At 62.4% G+C, this 19,859-nt stretch carries 19 protein-coding genes; 2 read left to right on the forward strand and 17 right to left on the reverse strand.

Translation table 11 applies throughout. The features are described 5' to 3' along the window. Positions 1 to 25: 25 nt before the first annotated feature. Positions 26 to 583 carry a hypothetical protein gene (locus CCR95_RS11340; protein ID WP_201094381.1) on the reverse strand — a complete coding sequence of 186 codons (558 nt, stop codon included), beginning with the start codon at positions 581 to 583 and terminating at the stop codon, positions 26 to 28. A gap of 172 nt (positions 584 to 755) precedes the next feature. On the opposite strand from CCR95_RS11340, the gene CCR95_RS11345 reads away from it, so the two are divergent. Further along, positions 756 to 2,552 (forward strand): ABC transporter ATP-binding protein/permease, encoded by a 1,797-nt coding sequence (locus CCR95_RS11345; protein WP_201094382.1) that lies wholly within the window; start codon positions 756 to 758, stop codon positions 2,550 to 2,552. Then, positions 2,549 to 3,934: a GH1 family beta-glucosidase gene (locus tag CCR95_RS11350; RefSeq protein WP_201094384.1), complete on the forward strand. Its 1,386-nt coding sequence runs from the start codon at positions 2,549 to 2,551 to the stop codon at positions 3,932 to 3,934. Before CCR95_RS11345 ends, CCR95_RS11350 begins: the two co-directional genes overlap by 4 nt. Before the next feature lie 33 nt (positions 3,935 to 3,967). Here the strand turns inward: CCR95_RS11350 and CCR95_RS11355 are convergent, their stop codons facing one another. From CCR95_RS11355 to plsX, 16 genes are all read right to left on the reverse strand, one after another. Next, entirely contained in the window at positions 3,968 to 5,173 is a 1,206-nt protein-coding gene (locus tag CCR95_RS11355; protein WP_201094386.1) for an ammonium transporter, read from the reverse strand. 303 nt (positions 5,174 to 5,476) lie between these two features. Then, positions 5,477 to 6,106 (reverse strand): PqiC family protein, encoded by a 630-nt coding sequence (locus tag CCR95_RS11360; protein WP_201094388.1) that lies wholly within the window; start codon positions 6,104 to 6,106, stop codon positions 5,477 to 5,479. Further along, positions 6,103 to 7,812: a PqiB family protein gene (locus CCR95_RS11365; RefSeq protein ID WP_201094390.1), complete on the reverse strand. Its 1,710-nt coding sequence runs from the start codon at positions 7,810 to 7,812 to the stop codon at positions 6,103 to 6,105. The genes CCR95_RS11360 and CCR95_RS11365 overlap by 4 nt, the downstream gene beginning before the upstream one ends. After that, on the reverse strand, positions 7,763 to 9,076 hold the full coding sequence (locus CCR95_RS11370; protein WP_201094392.1) for a paraquat-inducible protein A: 1,314 nt from the start codon (positions 9,074 to 9,076) through the stop codon (positions 7,763 to 7,765). Before CCR95_RS11370 ends, CCR95_RS11365 begins: the two co-directional genes overlap by 50 nt. 41 nt (positions 9,077 to 9,117) lie before the next feature. Further along, entirely contained in the window at positions 9,118 to 9,891 is a 774-nt protein-coding gene (locus tag CCR95_RS11375) for a TatD family hydrolase (RefSeq protein ID WP_201094394.1), read from the reverse strand. 30 nt (positions 9,892 to 9,921) lie between these two features. Continuing rightward, positions 9,922 to 10,293, reverse strand: coding sequence for a PilZ domain-containing protein (locus tag CCR95_RS11380; protein WP_201094397.1), 372 nt, complete (start codon positions 10,291 to 10,293; stop codon positions 9,922 to 9,924). 3 nt (positions 10,294 to 10,296) lie between these two features. Next, on the reverse strand, positions 10,297 to 11,325 hold the full coding sequence (gene holB / locus CCR95_RS11385; RefSeq protein WP_201094399.1) for a DNA polymerase III subunit delta': 1,029 nt from the start codon (positions 11,323 to 11,325) through the stop codon (positions 10,297 to 10,299). Beyond that, positions 11,322 to 11,993, reverse strand: coding sequence for a dTMP kinase (gene tmk / locus CCR95_RS11390; protein ID WP_201094428.1), 672 nt, complete (start codon positions 11,991 to 11,993; stop codon positions 11,322 to 11,324). The genes holB and tmk overlap by 4 nt, the downstream gene beginning before the upstream one ends. Before the next feature lie 407 nt (positions 11,994 to 12,400). Further along, entirely contained in the window at positions 12,401 to 13,408 is a 1,008-nt protein-coding gene (gene mltG, locus CCR95_RS11395) for an endolytic transglycosylase MltG (RefSeq protein ID WP_201094401.1), read from the reverse strand. 9 nt (positions 13,409 to 13,417) lie between these two features. Further along, on the reverse strand, positions 13,418 to 14,236 hold the full coding sequence (gene pabC / locus CCR95_RS11400) for an aminodeoxychorismate lyase (protein WP_338115386.1): 819 nt from the start codon (positions 14,234 to 14,236) through the stop codon (positions 13,418 to 13,420). 84 nt (positions 14,237 to 14,320) lie between these two features. Next, entirely contained in the window at positions 14,321 to 15,559 is a 1,239-nt protein-coding gene (fabF, locus tag CCR95_RS11405; RefSeq protein ID WP_201094406.1) for a beta-ketoacyl-ACP synthase II, read from the reverse strand. 91 nt (positions 15,560 to 15,650) lie between these two features. Further along, positions 15,651 to 15,887: an acyl carrier protein gene (gene acpP, locus CCR95_RS11410; RefSeq protein ID WP_014776620.1), complete on the reverse strand. Its 237-nt coding sequence runs from the start codon at positions 15,885 to 15,887 to the stop codon at positions 15,651 to 15,653. A gap of 145 nt (positions 15,888 to 16,032) precedes the next feature. Further along, positions 16,033 to 16,773, reverse strand: a complete 741-nt coding sequence (gene fabG, locus CCR95_RS11415) for a 3-oxoacyl-ACP reductase FabG (protein ID WP_201094408.1) — start codon at positions 16,771 to 16,773, stop codon at positions 16,033 to 16,035. Next, positions 16,766 to 17,710 carry an ACP S-malonyltransferase gene (gene fabD / locus CCR95_RS11420; protein WP_201094410.1) on the reverse strand — a complete coding sequence of 315 codons (945 nt, stop codon included), beginning with the start codon at positions 17,708 to 17,710 and terminating at the stop codon, positions 16,766 to 16,768. The genes fabG and fabD overlap by 8 nt, the downstream gene beginning before the upstream one ends. A 129-nt stretch (positions 17,711 to 17,839) precedes the next feature. Further along, positions 17,840 to 18,796: a beta-ketoacyl-ACP synthase III gene (locus tag CCR95_RS11425; protein WP_201094412.1), complete on the reverse strand. Its 957-nt coding sequence runs from the start codon at positions 18,794 to 18,796 to the stop codon at positions 17,840 to 17,842. Next, a complete protein-coding gene (gene plsX, locus CCR95_RS11430; RefSeq protein ID WP_420825654.1) occupies positions 18,796 to 19,854 on the reverse strand; it encodes a phosphate acyltransferase PlsX in 1,059 nt (352 codons plus the stop codon). The genes CCR95_RS11425 and plsX overlap by 1 nt, the downstream gene beginning before the upstream one ends. Positions 19,855 to 19,859: the final 5 nt, after the last annotated feature.

The following is a 19,859-nucleotide window of genomic DNA, read 5'->3' on the forward strand; positions in this document are numbered from 1 at the left end:
CCTGACCGCGCCAGAGTTGAAGACGTCATTGGCTGACTGGCACGTAAGGCACATAGTAGAGCCAGGCATCCTGATCGACCTTGAGGTCGATGAGGCTGGTGTTGCGGACATCGAGGTGGACATAGATGGGTGTACCGGCCGGGATGACGATTCCATAACCGGTCGGAAAGGTGATGCTGGTGTTGGTGATATTGGAGCCCAGATAGGTGCTTCCGGAGGTCGCGCCATAGTCGAGCAACCCAGGTCCGGCGTATTTCATCCGAAAGATGCAGCCTTGAGCTTCGCCGCCGTTGCATTGGTACATTTCGGGACGGGTGCTGACTTCCAGATCCGTGTAAAGGGCGATGTCCGCCTGCTCGGCGACCGACACGCCCAGGATGGCGACCGCGGTGCTGGGGGTCCAGACGCCCGCGCGGTCAACGTGACAGGTTTCGCCGCGGTGGCACAGACCCGTGGTCGCTTTAATGACCGCGGTCTTCAGGGGTTGGATGTCTCCTGCACTGGCGATGGTCGCCAGACTGAGAAGCATCAGGGCCGCGGGAGAGACCCAGCGCGTCGCTTGAGTGGTCGTTCTGTTCTGCATCAATCTCATGTTCAGGTCCGAATGGTTTGCGGAATCAAGAGTCTGGAAGTTGCCGCACGGCAAGTCGTGTGTCTACGCTATACTGCGCCGGCAGCATAGCCACTCGCACTCAACCAGCCCGGCACCCTAACCCGAGGCGGCCCTCTCTCCTAACACTTTCTAGACTCCCGCAATGCGTACCGTCTGGTCCACTTTGAATAAACTCGGGGTACCCATCACCCCCGTCATCTGGCAACGCTTCTTCCAGATGATGCTGGATCTCGGTCGCTCCGAAGTTGGCGGAAAGGCCCGCCTTCTGTTCGCGCTTCTGATCATTTTTCTCTTTGCGATCAATGGATTGAACGTTCTGAATAGTTACGTCAATCGAGACTTCATGACCTCGATCGAAAACCAGAACATGGACGGGTTCGTCTTTTACGCCGTGATGTATCTTCTCGTCATCGGAATCGCCACGGTCGTTGCCGTACTCTATCGCTACGCGGAAGAGAGTCTGGGCCTTCTGTGGCGAAAATGGCTGACGCGCCATGCCATTGACCGATATCTGGATGACCGGATCTACTTTCGGCTGCACACCACTGGCGAGTTGACGAATCCGGATCAGCGGATCTCCGAGGACATCCGGGCGCTCACCGCCACCACGCTCTCCTTCACCCTGATGTTCCTGAACGCCACCTTTACGGTCGTGGCCTTCTCCGGGGTGCTGTGGAGCATCAGCCCACTCCTGTTCGTGGTGGCCGTCGCCTACTCCATCCTGGGTTCACTGCTCGCCATCTATCTGGGCAAACCCCTGGTCAAGCTCAATTACAATCAGCTCGACCGGGAGGCCAATTTTCGCTCGCGCCTGGTCCATGTGCGGGAGAATGCGGAGTCCATCGCCCTGTTGCGCCGTGAGGGACGGCTCAAGGCCCGTCTGCGCGATCGCCTGGATGACCTGACCGCGAATTTCCAGCGCATCATCCTGATCAATCGCAATCTGGGCTTTTTTACCACCAGCTATAATTATTTGATTCAGATCATCCCTGCACTGATCGTGGCCCCACTTTTCATCAAGGGCCATGCGGACTTTGGCGTGATCACCCAATCCGCGGTGGCATTTACGCATCTGCTCGGTGCCTTTTCGCTGATCATCACCCAGTTTCAGTCCATTTCAGCCTATACGGCGGTGGTGGCAAGGCTCAATGCACTGCGCGATGCCATGATCCAGGAGCGCCCTGCTCGCTCGCCAACCGTTGAATTCAGCGAGGACTGCGGTAGCGTGGCCTTCGAGCAACTGACCCTTTACGAGCCTCGTGACGGGCGGATCCTGGTCAAGGATCTGAGTCTGTCCATCCCCGCGGGGATCTGTCTTCTAGTCCGCTCGACGAGCGAATCCGCGGAGAAGGCACTCTTCCGGGCGACCGCCGATCTCTGGCACCAGGGCGAGGGACGTATCCTGCACCCTGGCCATGACGCGATTTTCTTCTTGCCGGAACGCCCCTATCTACCGCCGGGCACTCTGCGGGAGGTGCTGTTGCGCACCGGACAGGAAAATGGCATCCCGGACTGGAAGATCCGCGCCAGCCTGAAAAGCCTGACTCTTGAGCACGCTCTGTTAAAAGCTGGCGGGCTCGACACGGAGCAGAACTGGTCGGATCTTCTGTCGCTCAGCGAGCAGCAGCGACTAGCCTTCGCGCGCGTGCTGCTCGCCGCGCCGCGCTTCGTCTTCCTGGACCACCCCAGTCGTTCACTCAGCGAATGCGCGGTCGGCGAACTGCTGAATCTTTTGCGCTATCAGGACATCACCTATCTGACCCTGGGCGACGCGGCGGATGACCCACGTTTCTATGACCGATTGCTGGAGATCGCGGAGGACGGCTCCTGGCGGCTGAGTCCGCCCGGCGGATCGAAGACGATCGGGAATAACTCCGGCGCGGCGGCGAACGTCACGATTCCAAAGGCCTCGCCAAAACCCGATGGAGGCCCGCCATGACGTCTGAAGTCAGCTTCCCGAACGGCTTTCTGTGGGGTGCGGCCACCTCCGCCTATCAAATCGAAGGCCAACCGCTCGCGGATGGCGCCGGCCCCAGTATCTGGCACCGTTTTACCCACAATCCTGGACAGGTTGCCAATGGCGAGACCGGCGACCTGGCCTGCGATCATTATCGGCGCAGCGAGGAAGACATTGCGCTCATGGCGGACCTGGGCCTGGGTGCCTATCGCTTCAGCATCGCCTGGGGCCGTGTGCTGCCGGAAGGTCGTGGGCGCGTCAATGCCAAGGGGCTCGATTTCTACCGGCGTCTGGTAGATGCCCTGCTGGAGCGCGGTATCCAGCCCATGGTCACGCTCTATCACTGGGATCTGCCGGCCGCCCTGCACGATCGCGGCGGCTGGCTCAATCCCGACAGCCCCGCCTGGTTCGCGGACTACGCCCAAGTGCTGTTCCGCGCCCTGGACGATCGGGTGTCGCGCTGGGTGACGCTCAACGAACCCTGGGTCGTGACCGTGCCAGGCTATCTCGAAGGCGCGCTGGCGCCAGGACATCGGGATCTGTTCGAGGCACCGCGGGTCGCCCATCATCTGTTGCTGGCGCATGCCGAAGCGGTCGGGGTCTATCGATCCATGGGGCGCCACCAGATCGGTCTGGCGGTGAATCTGGAGCCTCAGCACTCCGCCTCGCCAAGCCCGGAGGATCAGGCCGCCGCCCAGCGACGCGACGCCTTTATCAACCGCTGGTTCCTCGACCCGCTCTTCCTGGGCACCTACCCGACTGAACTTGCCTCCCTGTTCGGACTCGCCTGGCCCGACTTCGCCGACTCCGATCTTGCACGGATCCGCGCCGCGATGGCGCACGGAACTGGCGCTCGCTCGGACTTCATCGGCGTCAACTACTATTCGCGAGGATTGGTTCGGGCAAATCCCAACAGCGTGCCGCTCGGAGCGGAGAGGGTCAGTCCAGCGGATGCCCTCTGTACCACCATGGGGTGGGAGGTCTATCCGCGAGGACTCACCGAAATCCTGCTGTGGCTCCGCGATCGCTACAGCAATCCACCGCTCTACATCACGGAGAACGGAGCCGCATTCAATGACCCGCCAGCGATGGACGGCATGGTTCCAGACCCGGATCGGGTGAACTATCTGCGCTCGCATCTGCACGCCGCCCACGAGGCTCTCAAACAAGGCGTGGATCTTAGAGGCTATTTCGTCTGGTCACTTCTCGATAACTTTGAATGGGCACACGGCTACTCCCAGCGCTTCGGCCTGATTCAAATCGATCCCCTAAACCAGACGCGAACCCTCAAGGCGAGCGCCCATGCTTACCGAGAAATCATCCGCGGCAATCGGATCCACTCGTCTGAAGGTTCGACTATTTGAGAGAATCCAGCCATCCAAAGGGCAAAATTACACTCAAACCTCGCCGCGATTGTAGTCGGGTTGCGCGGTGATTTTGTGGATGCTGAGATCCGCGCCGAGATATTCCTGCTCCTCGGTCAGACGCACTCCGACCGCCAGCTTGATCAGACCATAAATCGCGAAACCGCCGGCAAAGGCCACCAGCACGCCGATCGATGTGCCCGCCAACTGCGCGGTCAGGGTGACGCCACCCACCCCGCCCAGCGCCTGAAGACCGAAGATCCCGGCGGCAATCCCACCCCAAAGCCCACAAAGTCCGTGCAGCGGCCAGACCCCGAGCACGTCGTCGATCTTCCATTTGTTCTGGGTCAGGGTAAAGGCATAGACAAAGAGCGCGCCAGCGACCCCGCCCGTCACCAACGCCCCTAATGGGTGCATAAGATCGGAGCCGGCGCACACCGCGACCAGTCCGGCCAGCGGTCCGTTATGCAGAAATCCAGGGTCGTTCCTGCCCACGACCAGGGCCGCCAGGATACCGCCGACCATCGCCATCAATGAGTTGACCGCGACCAGACCGCTCACCGCCTCCACCGTCTGCGCCGACATGACATTGAAACCGAACCAGCCGACCGTCAGGGTCCAGGCACCCAGCGACAGGAAGGGAATCGACGAGGGCGGATGGGCGGTCATGCCGCCATCGTGACGATAACGCCCCGTGCGCGGACCGAGCAGCAAGACCGCCGCGAGCGCGATCCAGCCGCCAACCGCATGCACCACCACGGAACCGGCGAAGTCATGAAAGGGCGCGCCAAAGGTAGTCTCAATGAAGGCTTGCACTCCCAGGTTGCCATTCCAGATCATGCCCTCGAACAAGGGATAGAGCAGCCCGACGATCAGGAAGGAGGCGAATAACTGCGGATAAAAGCGCGCGCGCTCGGCGATGCCGCCCGAGACGATGGCCGGGATCGCCGCGGCGAACGTGAGCAGGAAAAAGAACTTGACAAGTGCGTAGCCATTCTTTTCCTGTAACGCCTCGGCGCCGGTGAAGAAGTCGACCCCATAGGCCAAACTGTAGCCGATGAAGAAATAGGCGATGGTGGAGATCGCAAAGTCGCTCATGATTTTCGACAGGGCGTTCACCTGATTCTTGGCTCGGACCGTGCCAAGCTCCAGGAACGCAAACCCCGCGTGCATGGCCAACACCATCACGGCCCCGCTCAAAATAAAGAGAACGTCGGTACCTGCCTGCAATGATTCCATCTGTCATCTCGTATTAGGATTTTGAACGAGAGCTTTAAGCAGGGATCAGGCCAAATACGAAACCGTCGGTTCGGTCAATGGAAATGGGCAGTGCTGGAACAGGGACGCTGGAAACGTGCGCGGAATCCGCGTGACAAGGGCATTTCAAGCACCAGGCTGGTTCATCGCGCACCAGAATGCAGCAGACGAAACCGAGGTCGACCGTGATCCTGGCCACTCCATAACCACCGTCGATCACGTCCATGAGTCGCCGTGCCGCCCCCCCCGAATCAACCCATCGAAGGCTCGCCGATTCCAGTCGACTTATTGCGCTTGGTCCGACTCTGGCGCACTCTTGGGCAGTGTCTGCACCAGCGTCGCCACCTCCTGGCTGAAATCGGCCAGCGTCGCGCTCAGGGCGCCAATCAATGCGTTTTCGTCACCCGGCGCGGCCAACGGACGCTGGTAGCGGCTCTCGCGCACGGCCAGCACCTGATCGAGATTGGGGTCGAGGACGACCCAGCGCACCTTGAGCAAAGCCCCAGCGTCGACGGTCCCCTGGAAGGCCAGAACCTCGGCGGCAATCCTGACATCGAGCGGATAGCGCACCTCGCTCGGCAAGATCAGAATGCGACTGGTACCGAGCAACCGTGCCAGGTTTTCGCTCCAGACCCGCATGAAATCATCCTGCAGCGTCCCGCCCCAACGATGGAACTCGTCGACCGCGAGACGATTTCCAGCCGTCTGGGTCACGATCTGCGGCCGATCCAGAAAGACCGGAAAGGACACCGGACCCAATCCGATCGCCAGTTCGCTGTCCGCGCGGATCGGCGGTCCGTCCGTGGCCGACAAGGCGGACAGGAGATAGAAACTGGACGGCGGCGTAGTCGCGCACCCGCCGAGATTCAGCACCGCCAGAACGACCAGGGTTCGCCACGGCAACCTCGGACTCATCGGCCCTTCCCCTTGAGCAGCGCCTCGGGATGACGTTCAAGATAATCGGCCATCAGCCGAACCGAGCGCGCCGCCGTGGAGACCTCCTGAAACATGCGCCGCATTTCGATCGAGAGTGCCGAATTCTCCGACATCGTCGCGCTCGTCGCCTTGAGCGTGGCCGCGGTCTGCTGGAGCGTCAGAGCCAGTTCCGGCGCGATCCGGTCGTTGAGTTGCTCGGCGGTCGCGCGCGCGCCGGCCAGCGCGCCTTCCAGCTCGACGAGCGTCCGCTTGAGTTGCGGCGAGTTGAGCAGGGCATTGGCGCCCGCCGCCGTCTGACTCAGATCCTCGCCGATCTGGTCGAACGGGAGGCGTTCGAGTTTGTCCAGAATGTTGGTGATCTGGGTCGTCAGCGCCTCCAACTGTGCTGGGAGCGTCGGGATGACCTCATAGTCGCCATGGCGCGCGACCAGCGCGGGCTTGACCTCGGGATAGACATCGAGATCGACATAGAGATCTCCGGTCAGCAGGCTGCTGGATTTGAGCTGCCCCCGCAACCCGGTCTCGACCAACCGCTCCACCATCCGCTGCCCCTCCAGTTTGCCGGAATCGCCCAGGATCGCGATGCGGTCGGGTTCGATCTCGATCAGCACCGGAAGACGGAATTGCGCATCCTCGACGCTGAACTGAAGCTGGACATCCAGCACCCTACCCAGATCGATGCCCTTCAGCAGCACCGGCGCGCCGATGGCGAGCCCGCGCACCGAGCCATCGAAAAAGAGCAGATACCGCTCCTTGCGCGCATAGGTCTTGGCGTAGGCGTCCGCGCGACTCGAATACAGCGGGAAATGCCACGCCTCTTCGCCTGGTGCCTGAGCCGGATCGCCTGAGCCGAGCGGAGTCGCGGCGATGGTTTCGGGGGTATCGAAGGAGACCCCGCCAATCAGCACCGACAGGAGCGAGAGCGTATCGACCTTGACCCCGGCGGAACTCAGCGAGAAATCGATCCCGCTCGCATTCCAGAACCGAGTCTGCTGGGACACCAGCGCATCGTGCGGCGAGGAGACGAACACTTCGATGCTAACCGCCTGGCCATCCGGGTCAAGCGCATAGCCGGCCACCTGCCCCACCTGGATCTGACGGTAATAGACCGGCGAGCCGATGTTGAGCGATCCCAGGGTCGGCGCGCGCAGAACGAAACGCCGGCCCGGTTCCGAAGTCGTGAACAGCGGCGGTTCTTCGAGTCCTTTAAAATCCCGTCTCGGCCGTCCTTCGGTGACCGGATCCAGGGCAATAAAGGCGCCGGACAACAAGGTCTCCAGCCCCGAAATCCCGCTTGCCGAGACGCGCGGACGCTCGACCCAGAAACGGGTGTTCTCGGTCAGAAAATCCGCGAAGACATGCTTGAGTTCGGCGGTGACGATCACGGTCTTGAGGTCCGCGCTGACATCGACGGCGGTGACCTGCCCCACGTCGACGTCCTTGAATTTGACCTTGGTCTGGCCCGCGGCGAGCCCCGAGGCGGTCTTGAATTCGATCTGGATGGTCGGCCCCTGTTCCGCGATGGTCTTGACAGCCAGCCAGACGCCGATCGCCACCGCCAGCAGCGGAATCAGCCAGACCAACGAAACGCCGCCGCGCCGGACCGTCGCCTCGGGGAGCGGCTCGGACGGCGCGTCAGGGGACACCGGTGGCGAGGCGGTGCGATCGCTCGGGGTTTCTGACATGCGGTTCCGGCTCCAGGACATCCCAGATCAGTCTGGGATCGAATGACATGGACGCGAGCATGGTCACGACCACGACCGCGCAAAAGAAGATGGCGCCCGCCTCCGCCTGAACGCTCGCCAGATGTCCCAGCCGCACCAGCGCCACCAGGATGGTGACCACGAAGATATCCACCATGGACCAGCGCCCAATCAACTCCAGGACACGATAAAGCCGGGTTCGCTCGCGCGGACGCCAGCGCGAGCGCCAGTGCACCGACAGCAGCAGAAAGACCAGGATCAACAGCTTCAGGAGCGGCACGACCACGCTGGCGATAAAGACGACGAGCGCCAGTAGCCACAGGCCATAGTCCAGCAGAAAGAGCACACCGCTGAAAATGGTATCCGATTGAACGTAACCGAGCGAGGTCATCGTCATGATCGGCAGCAGATTCGCCGGGAGATAGAACGCGATCGCCGCCGCCACCAGCGCCCAGGTACGCTGAAGACTGTGCGGCTTGCGCCGGTGCAGCACGTCCGCGCAGCGCGGACACCGCAGGGAGCGATTCAGCGCGAGACCAAAGGCGCGATGATCCCGAACGGCATCCGAACGGTGCATCACCAGTTCGCAGACATCGCAGGCGAGATGATCGTCGCCAGGTCGCACCGGTCGCGAAGGGTCGCGGTCCAGCGGCACCCGCGACCACACCAGATCCGGATCCAGGGCCGCCTGAGCCGCCGCCAGAACCAGAATCAGCGCCCCGAAGGCAAAGAGCGAGGCGCCCGGAACGATGGTCGCCATCTCCGACAGCTTCACCACCGAGACCAGAATCCCGAGCATGAAGACATCCATCATGCCCCAGGGCGCCAGGGTTCGTACCCAGCGATAGAGACGCGGCAGCCAGGGCGGCATGTGTCCCAGCGCAAGCGGAATCAGCACCGCCAGCAGCAGCACCAACTGCAACCCTGGCGCCAGGGCGCTGGTAAAGAGCACCACGGCGGCAATGAACCAGTTACCGCCCTGGTAGAGATCCATCACGCCGGTCAAGAGGGTCGTATTGGTCGACTGTCCCTGCATCTCGAAAGACAGGAACGGGAACGCATTGGCGACGATGAACAGCACGAACCCGGCGATCGTCAGCGCCAGGGTGCGGTTCAGGCTATCCGGTCGGTCACGATGCAGGACGCAGCCGCAGCGGGCGCACTCCGAGACGCCGCCGGGCGGCAAGGCCGGATTGCGCTGCAGCAGACCGCATTCGAGACATTCGGTCAGGGTGTCCTGGGTCATCCGATGTCATCTCATGCTCGCAAGCGCGAGCAATGAACGTGTCATTCGAGATTGAACAGACGTCGGTAATTGTCGCCTGTGATGGCCGCGATCTCCAGCGGATCCATGCCGCGAATCCCGGCGAGACAGTCCGCGACATGGCCCACATACCGCGGTTCATTGGGTTTGCCGCGATAGGGCACGGGCGCCAGATAGGGCGAATCGGTTTCGATCAGCAGCCGATCCAGCGGCACCTGACGCGCGACCTCGCGCAACTTGACCGCCGTTTTGAAGGTCAGGATGCCCGAGAAGGAGATGTAAAAGCCGAGATCCAGCCCCTGTCTCGCCATCTCCCAGTTCTCGGTGAAACAGTGCAAAACCCCGCCCACCTCGCTCGCCCGCTCTTCCGTCAGGATGCGGATGGTGTCCGCACGCGCCTCGCGGGTATGGACGATCAGCGGTTTGCCGCAGGCGCGCGCGGCAGCGATATGGGTGCGAAAACGCGCCTGCTGCCAGGTCAGATCGCCCTCGCTGCGATAGGCATCGAGACCCGTCTCCCCAATGGCGACATTGCGGGGATCGGCGGCCAGCTCGACCAATTGCTCGACGCTCGCCTCGGTCCTGGTCTCCTGATTGGGATGCACGCCCACCGAAACCGCGACCTGAGGGAAGGGATCGACCAGTTGGCGCATCGCGGGATACTGCTCAAGGTCGATGGAAACGCACAGCAATTGGGTCACGCCGGCATCGGCGCAGGCGCCCATCAGGCGTGCGAAGTCGCCGTCATAGGGCTTGAGATCCACCCGATCGAGGTGGCAGTGAGAGTCGACGAGCATCACGGTTCCTGACTGTGCGCGGTTGCGCGGTTACATGGTATGCGTGGGCCGGTCGGACGTGAGCGCACCGGCCAGATAGGCCTCGATCTTGCGCCGCGCGCCACCCTTGTCCTGCTCGCTGAACTGGACACCGACGCCGATGGAGCGGTTCCCCTCGGCGCCCGCCGGCGTCACCCAGACCACCTTGCCGGCGACCGGGATGCGGTCGGTCTCTTCCATCAATTGCAGCAGCAGAAAGATCTCGTCGCCGAGTTGATAGTTCTTGGTGGTCGGAATAAACAGACCGCCATTCTTGATGTACGGCATGAAGGACATATAGAGCGCGCTCTTGTCCTTGATGGCAAAACTGAGAATCCGCTGTTGCCCGCCCAGCGATCCCGCGGACGTCGTGGACGCAGTCATACTTTAGGGTCTCCCTTGATCGCGAACATGATTGAGAATCGACCATTCGATGGCCAGCGATTCCAACAACAGGAGTGGATTGACATTGGTTTCGGCCTGGGCGCGCCCCTCCAGAACCTGTCGCAGGAAACGATGGCCGGACGCCGGGTCGATGTGCCCCGCGAGACGCGCGAAGTCCGCGCGCCGGTCCGGGTTGTCCAGTCTGACCGGTTCATCGGCGACCATCAAGCGCAGCAGATCGCACAACCATCCCGCAAGCCAGTCCAGGATCTGCCGCGCGCCAAGCGTATTCCAGTCCGCCGCCTCGCTGACCGGATCGCGGGTTCCCGCCGCGATCGCGAGGAAGCCCGCCAATCGCGCGCGCCGCTGTTCGAGCAGGTCGTCATCGAATTCGGCGAGCGCGCGTAGCGGTGCGCCATGGGCCAGCCGCAGCCGGAGCGCCTGATCGCTCCGCGAGGTCTGTGCGTTCAGCCAGGCCAGCGCGTCCGACTCCGCCGGGATCGGCACCTTGATCTGCTGACAGCGACTGCGGATGGTTGCGGGAAGCTGGCCGATCCGTTCGCCGATCAGACAGAGGATGGTCCGGCCGGCGGGTTCTTCGAGGGTCTTGAGCAAGGCATTGGCCGCTGCGGGGTTGAGACGGTCAGCCGGATCGATCAGCGCCACCTTCCAGTCGGCGCGGCTCGGCGTGAGCGATTCGCGCCCCGCAAAGTCGCGGATCGTCCCGATCGTGATCTCGCCGGACTTAGCTTCGGGGTCCGGTCCGACCCGGATCAGATCCGGATGGCTTCCGGCGGTCACCAGATGACAATCGGCACAGCGTCCGCAGGCCATACCCTGAGCGTCGCGTTCGCGACACAGCAGCGAACGGGCAAGGCGTTCGGCAAGCTGACGTTTGCCAACCCCGCGCGGGCCGCTGATGAGCAGACCGTGTGCCAGCCGATCCGCCGCGCGCGACGCCTGGAGCCGCGACCAGATCTCGGTCAGCCAGGGCAAGGGGGTATCAGGGGTGATCGGGCTGGACACTGTCATGCGTTTGAATCCGCGCCGTGACTGTTCAATGTCAGATCGATGAAGGCGGTTGTCAGTTCACGGACATGATCGGTAACGTCCGCCAGTGGTGCGCTGGCATCGATCAATCGATACCATTCTGGACAGGCGTGCGCGCGTTCGCGGTAGACCGCGCGCGCGGACTCGAAAAAGCGCAGCGTCTCCTGCTCGAAGCGGTCCGTCTGGCCGCGACGGCTGCGCGCCCGTTCCAGACCCAGGGCCGGCGGCAGATCGAACAGCAGGGTCAGATCGGGACGCAGCGAACCCTGCACCAGATTTTCCAGAATCGCGATACGCGCGGGATCGATCCCGCGACCGCCGCCCTGATAGGCATAGGTCGCGTCCGTGAAACGGTCGCAGATCACCCAGATTCCGGACTCCAGAGCCGGGCGGATGGTCCGTTCGAGATGCTCCGCCCGGGCGGCGAACATGAGCAGCAGTTCGGCCGTCTCGCTCATCCCGGTGTTGAGCGGATCCAGCAGCAAGGCGCGCAGACGCTCGGCGATGGGCGAACCGCCGGGTTCGCGCGTCGTGATCAGGCTCAGGCCACGTTCACGCAGCAATCTTGCCAGTTGCTCGACCTGGGTAGACTTACCAGCGCCCTCGATGCCTTCGAGCGTGATAAAACGCCCTCGTTTCGTGGATTCCATCATCTCAACCGCATCGACTCCAAGGTTCGTGTCTGTCCGCCAGGCGCCATCATCGTTGTTGTCGTTGTCGTTGTCGTTGTCGTTGTCGTTGTCGATTTGATCGTAGCGGTCAGGATTCCCCCGCACCGCCTAGTTTCGCTGTCCGAGCTTTGTCAGCATCGAAGTTGGTCCGCGCGTGGCGATCGATGCCTTTCAAAGCTTTGCGGTTTCGTCAGCCCAAGCCACGGACTGGATCTAAACCCGGTCAACATCGCATTGCTCATGGCCAAATTGCATTGACTCCTCGACTAACGACAACGACAACGACAACGACAACGACAACGACAACGACAACGACAACAATTATGAGGGATGAAGATGCCCTTATCTCCGTGCCAATCCCACACAAGTAAAATTGATGACACGCTTTAGGGTTTACCCAGAATATACCGCCGGACGGCTCGATTATGCGCATCGAGCGTCCCCGAGAATTCGTGACTGCCATCCCCCCTGGCGACGAAATAAAGACTGTCTCCGTCCTGCGGCTGAAGCGCGGCGCGGATCGCCTCGCGCCCCGGCAGGGCGATCGGAGTCGGCGGCAGGCCATTGATCATGTAAGTATTATAAGGATTCGACTCGCGCAGATCGGCACGCCGAATGTTGCCGTCGTAGCGCTCGCCCAGGCCATAGATGACCGTCGGATCGGTCTGAAGCCGCATGCCCTGCTGGAGCCTGCGCACGAAGACCCCGCCGATTTGCGGACGCTCGGCGGCGACGGCGGTTTCCTTTTCGATGATCGAGGCCAGGATCAGGGCTTCGTAGGGCGTGCCGATGGGCAGACCTGGACGGCGCGTCTCCCACTCCTCCGCCAGAACCCGATCCATGCGTTCCAGCGCGCGACGCAGCACATCCAATCCACCGGTCTTGCCTGGAAACCGATAGGTATCTGGAAAGAAACGGCCCTCGGGATGCTCTCCGGCCCGCCCGAGTTTGGACATCAAGACCTCATCGGTCAGATTCGCGAGCGCATCGCCGCCGAACCGCGGATGGGCGTCGATGGTCGCGAGTGCCTGACGGAAGGTCCAGCCCTCGACCAGCACGATGGAATATTCGATCACCTGGCCCGAGGTGATGCGCTCCAGCACCCGCGGCGGGGTCATGGTGGCCGTCAGCTCGAATTCGCCGGCCTTGATGCGCGCCTGATCGCCTTGAAGGTAGGCTAGCGCGATGAAATACCAAGGATGTCTCAGGATGCCCTGGTCGGTCATGCGGCGCGCGAGCGCGCGGAGCGAGGTGCCCTTGGGGATGTCGAGGGTCGTGCTCGGCGCCGTCAGCGTGACCGGCGTGGTCACGAAGCGGCGATAATCGATCGCCAGAACGGCCAGCAGAGATCCCACGGCAATCAAGAAAACGAAGAGGCTGGTACGCCAGATCATCGAACAAAATCATCCCGGTGTTTGAGCGGCCTGCCGGACAGCGTCCAACAGAGACCAGGGCAAACAGGTTAGGTCGAAAGAATGCCCCGCGAGTTCCCGCACGGGCCAGATGCCCACGATGGCGTTGGTGAGAAACAGTCCCCGCGCGCGGCTGAGATCGTCGGGTTCGAGCCGTGACTCGAAGCAGTCAAGACCCGATCGAGCCGCCAGATCCATGGTCAAGGCCCGCCGGGTTCCGGCAATCCCGCCGCGATCGAGCGGCGGTGTCAGAAGCCGCGTCCCATCCCACAGAAAGAGATTGGTCCGGGTGCCGCCGACGACACCGCCGGACGGATCCAGCATCAGTCCCTCGGCAATCGCCGGATCGCTCCATTCGCGACTGGCCAGGACGGAATCCAGCCGGTTCAGGTGCTTGATTCCGGCCAGCACGGGATTGATGGAGGCGGGAGTGCGGCAGTAACGGACCGAAACGCCCTCCTTCCAGGATCCGAACGGATCTGGAGGCAACGGATAGGTTAGCAGGATGCGTCGCGGTTGCGGCGAGTCTGGCGGACGATAGCCTCTGCCTCCGCGGCCTCGGGTCAGGATCAGCTTCAGGACGCCGTCATCCAGTCCACGCGCCGCGTCGGCGATCTCCGCGCCCAGGCTTTCCGGGTCGGGCGATGGAATCCCCAGCCGACCAGCCCCAAACGCAAGTCGGTCGAGATGTCGGAGCCATTGACAGGGACGCTCGTCCCGAATCCGGATGGTCTCGAACAGGCCATCCCCGTACTGCAAACCCCGATCGACGACCTCGATCAGATCCTGACTCCGGCCATCGACCAACACCCGCAAGGGCCGACCGCTCTCAGCGGAAAATCCCCGCGTCGACACCATTGGCTTGGCGTTTCAATGGGTCCGCTGAAATCCGAATCAGACGCGCCGGAAGGCCAGCGTCCCGTTCGTGCCGCCAAAACCGAAGGAATTGGAGATCGCGACCTCGATCTTCATCTCGCGCGCCGTGTTGGGCACGCAGTCGAGATCGCAATCCGGGTCCGGCGTCGAGTAATTGATGGTCGGCGGCGCGACCTGATCGCGTAGCGCCAGGATGGTGAAGATCGCCTCGGCGCCACCGGCCGCGCCCAGCATGTGCCCGGTCATGGACTTGGTCGAGCTGACCGCCAGCTTGTAGGCATACTCGCCAAAGGCGCGCTTGATCGCCTTGGTCTCGGCGATATCGCCCGCCGGGGTGGCGGTGCCGTGAGCGTTGATGTAGTCCACCTGCTCCAGATTCAGACCCGCGTCGTTCAGGGCCAGCAACATACAATCGCAGGCGCCCTCGCCGGTCTCCGACGGAGCGGTCATGTGATAGGCGTCGGAGTTCATGCCGACGCCGACCAACTCGGCATAGATGTGCGCGCCACGCGCCTTGGCCCGCTCGTACTCTTCCAGCACCACGACCCCGGCGCCATCGCTGAGAACAAAACCGTCGCGTTCCTTGTCGAAGGGCCGGCTGGCACCCTCGGGATCGTCGTTGCGGGTCGAGAGAGCGCGCGCGGCGGCGAAACCGCCCAGCCCGACCGGCGAGGTCGCCATCTCGGCGCCGCCCGCGATCATGACATCCACATAGCCGTGGCGGATCATGATGGCCGCCTCGCCGATGTTGTGCGAGCCGGTGCTGCAGGCCGAGACGATGGAATAATTCGGCCCTTTGAGCCCGAATTTGATGGACAGATTGCCGGCCACCATGTTGATGATATTGGCCGGAACAAAGAAGGGCGAGATGCGCCGCGGCCCTTTATCCCGATACGCCTGGTAGTTGTTCTCGATGCCGGTGATGCCGCCGATACCCGAACCGATGGCGACGCCGATACGCCGGCGGTTGGAATCGTCGATCGTCAACCCGGAATCCGCGATGGCCTGACAGCCCGCCACCATGCCGTAATGGATGAATTTATCCATCTTCTTGGCTTCTTTTTCCGAGATATACTCGCTCGGATCGAAGCCGTAGATTGGCCCGCCGAAGCGGGTGCTGAACGGTTCGATATCGAAGTGGGTAATCGGTTTAATCCCACTCCTGCCGGCCAGGATGCTCTCCCATGAGGATTTGACATCCAGACCAACCGGAGCCACAAGACCCAACCCAGTGACGACTACCCTTCTGCCTGCCATTACGTACCTCTATCGTTCAGAACGCCACAGTCGACGCGCCCGAGCCGCGCACCGTGCATCGCACAGCCCCGCGCGGTCCGAAATCTCGAAATCAAGCCTGATGCGCGTTGATGTAGTTGATGGCCTGCTGGACCGTCGTGATCTTTTCCGCGTCTTCGTCTGGAATCTCGGTTTCGAACTCTTCCTCGAGCGCCATGACCAATTCCACGGTATCGAGAGAGTCCGCACCCAGGTCGTCCACGAAAGACGCTTCGGCGGTCACTTCCTCTTCCTTGACACCCAATTGTTCGATCACGATTTTGCGAACTCGATCTTCAACGCTGCTCATAGGAAAGATTCCTCACGGATGAATAAAAATGGCCCCTGCTGGACCACGCGGTATTCTAGTGACAAACGATGGCCGATGAAAGCTGCGCGACGAACGGCAGCCATTCCCGGTCTTTATTTCAAGTAACTGATTGAATGGCGCCAACTCACGCCATGTGCATACCGCCATTCACATGGAGCGTTTCCCCGGTGATATAGGCGCCCGCCGCGGAGGCCAGAAAGACCACCGCGCCGGCGATCTCCTCGGGTTTTCCCAAGCGTCCGAGCGGGATGGCGCCAAGCAACGTTTCGCGCTGCGCATCCGGCAGGGCACGGGTCATGTCGGTATCGATAAAGCCCGGCGCGATACAGTTGACCGTGATCGCGCGGGAGCCAACCTCGCGGGCCAGCGCCTTAGTGAAGCCCATCATCCCGGCCTTGGCCGCGGCATAATTGGTCTGACCGGCATTGCCCATGGCACCGACCACCGACGCGATATTCACGATACGTCCCTTGCGGGCCTTGGTCATGGCACGCAGGCAGCCCTTCGAGAGCCGATAGACCGAACTCAGATTGGTGTCGATCACCGCGTCCCATTCGTCGTCCTTCATGCGCATCAGCAGATTGTCGCGGGTGATGCCGGCATTGTTGACCAGGATGGTCGGCGCGCCGAGCTGCTCGGTGACCTGACTCAGCGCGGCATCCACCGAGGCCTGATCCGAGACATTCAGCACCAGACCGATGCCCGGATAGCCGGCATCGCTCAGCGCCTGCGCAATACCCGCCGCGCCGGCCTCGGTGGTGGCCGTGCCGGCGACCCTGGCGCCCTGCTCGGCCAGCGCCATCAGAATGGCGCGGCCGATGCCGCGCGAGGCGCCGGTGACGAGTGCGATTTCATCGTTAAGCATGAGCTGTCATCTCCAGTGCCGCGTCCAGTGTCTTGGGGTCGAAGACCGGCAGCGTCGTCAGGTTGTCATCGATTCGTTTGCAGAGCCCGGTCAGCACCTTGCCTGGGCCGCACTCAATAGCCGTTGTCACCCCTTGCGCCGTGACCGAACGAACCGTTTCGACCCAGCGCACGGGGCTGTAAAGCTGTCTGACCAGGAGATCGCGCAGCGCCTCGACACTGTCGGCGGGCGCGACATTCACGTTATGAATGACCGGGACGGTCGGCAGGCACAGCGGAACATCGGCCAGTCGTTGCGCCAGACGCTCGGCGGCAGGACGCATCAGGTCGCAATGCGAGGGGACGCTGACCGGCAGCGGTAGCGCTCGCTTGGCGCCCGCCAGCTTGGCGGCGGCGATGGCGCGCGTGACCGCGGCGGTTGCGCCGGCGATCACCACCTGTCCTGTCGAATTGAAATTGACCGCGGCCAGAACCGCGCCTTGCGCCTGTTCCGCGCAGAGCGCGACGACCTGCTCGTCATCGAGTCCGAGTACCGCCGCCATGGCGCCTTCCCCCGCCGGAACGGCTTCCTGCATGAACCGGGCGCGATCGGCGGCCAGACGCACGCCGTCGGCGAAGGGGATGGCCTCGGCCGCGACCAGCGCCGCATATTCGCCCAGGCTGTGCCCTGCCATCAGGGTTGCCGGACGACCGCCCGCCTGCGTCCAGACCCGCCAGACGGCGACCCCGGCAACCAACATGGCCGGCTGGGTGTTTTCGGTGCGATCGAGGTCGTCTTTCGGTCCCTGGCTGACCAGTTGCCAGAGATTATGGCCAAGCGCCTCGGACGCTTCCTCGAAGGTCTGCAGAACGCATGGATAAGTGGCGGCGAGCGCATCAAGCATCCCGACGGATTGCGCGCCCTGACCCGGAAAAAAAACCGCGAGCTTCTGTGTCATGTTTCAATCCGCGCCCGGCTTAGCCGGACGACAACTGCACGGGAAAGATCGCCCTTCCACCGCACGCATTATCCCCCTGAAGGGAGAGGTTTCAGCCGAAGGATTGCGATGAAAAACGAACCGCAAAAATCAATAACGAATCAGTACCGAGCCCCAAGTAAAACCGCCCCCGAAGGCTTCCATCAAGAGCATCTCGCCGCGCTGGATGCGTCCATCGCGCACCGCCTGATCGAAGGCGAGCGGGATGGAGGCGGACGAGGTGTTGCCATGTTCGGCCACGGTCACTACCACGCGCTCCATCGGAATATCCAGCTTGCGGGCGGTGGCCTGGATGATGCGGATATTGGCCTGATGCGGAATCAGCCAATCGATGTCGGATTTATTCAGACCGTTGGCTTCGAGCGTCTCGTCGACGATCCGACCCAGGGTGGTGACGGCGATGCGGAAGACCTCGTTGCCCTTCATTTCCATGAAGGCGGCATCCGGACGCCCGTTTCCATGCCCGCCCGGAACCTGAAGCAGATCCTTATAGGCGCCATCCGCGTGCAGATGGGTTGAAATGATCCCAGGTTCGTCGGCCGCGCCGAGCACGACAGCGCCCGCGCCATCCCCGAACAGCACGCAAGTGCCGCGATCCGTCCAGTCGAGGAGACGCGAGATGGTCTCCGCCCCCACCACAAGGGCATGCTTCGCGGCGCTGGTGCGGATGAATTTATCAGCAACGTCCATCGCGTAGACAAAGCCGGCGCAGACGGCCTGCAGGTCGAACGCCGCGCAGCCGTGGACATCGAGACGCTGCTGCAACAGACAGGCAGTGCTCGGAAAGAACTGATCCGGCGTGGTGGTCGCAACCAGGATGAGATCCAGATCCGACGCCCGAATCCCGGCCGCCTCCAGCGCCTTGCGAGCGGCGGCCTCGGCCAGATCGCAGCAGGTCTCGCCCTCGGAGACCAGATGGCGCTGCTCGATCCCGGTGCGTTCCTGGATCCAGGCGGCATTGGTATCGACGATCGCTTCCAGATCGGCGTTGGTGACGACGCGCGACGGCAGATGACTGCCCGTCCCGAGCACACGGGAATACTTCATCAGGCCGTTTCCCTGTATTGTTCGCTGCCCAGGTGGAGACCGACCTGTTCGCTGATGCGCTGTGGAATATTGGCGTGGACTTCTTTTTCGGCGATGTAGATCGCATTCTCGAAGGCGAGGACATCCGCGCCGCCATGACTCTTGATCACGATGCCGCGTAGCCCCAGCAGACTGGCGCCATTGTAACGACGCGGATCCATGGTGCGACGAAAGCTCTTGAGGATCGGCAGGGCGGCCAATCCAGCGAGACGGGTGAACCAAGTCCGCTTGAACTGGCTGCTCAGCGAATGGCGCACGAACTTGGCGACGCCCTCGCTACTTTTGAGTGCGACGTTGCCGACAAAACCGTCCGACACCACCAGATCCAGATCGCCCAGGAAAATCCCGTCGCCTTCCACGTAGCCGATATAGTTCAGACCGCTGCGCGACAGCAGTTCGTGAGCCTGCTTGACCTGTTCGTTACCCTTGATCTCTTCCTGACCGATATTGAGCAGCGCGACCCGAGGCCGGGCGATGCCATCGACCGCGGAGACCAGTTCGCTGCCCATCACCGCGAATTGAAAGAGATGCTCGGCCGTGCAATCCACGTTCGCCCCGAGGTCCAGCATATGCGTGTGACCATGGACGGACGGCACGGCGGTAATGATCGCCGGGCGATCCACGTTTGGGAGCATCTTCAGCACGAAACGAGCGGTTGCCATCAGCGCCCCGGTATTGCCGGCGCTGACACAGGCATCAGCCACGCCATCCTTGACCAGATCGATGGCGACCCGCATGGAGGAATCTTTTTTGCCGCGCAGCGCCTTGGACGGCGATTCGTCCATGGCCACTTCCTGCGTCGCCGGATGGATACGGATCCGCTCGCGGGAGGCGCCGCCCAGATGCTCGTTGATCCGGTCTTCGTTGCCGACCAGAATCAATGCGACCTGCGGATTATCCGCCTGAAACCGCAGCGCCGCCGCAACCACGACCTCCGGCCCATGATCGCCGCCCATGGCATCCAGCGCAATGGTGCAGGCCGGTGTCTGCCGAACCTGTTTATCGCGATGCGAACTCACAAGAC

This window comes from Thiocystis minor (assembly GCF_016653465.1).
GTDB lineage: Bacteria > Pseudomonadota > Gammaproteobacteria > Chromatiales > Chromatiaceae > Chromatium > Chromatium minus.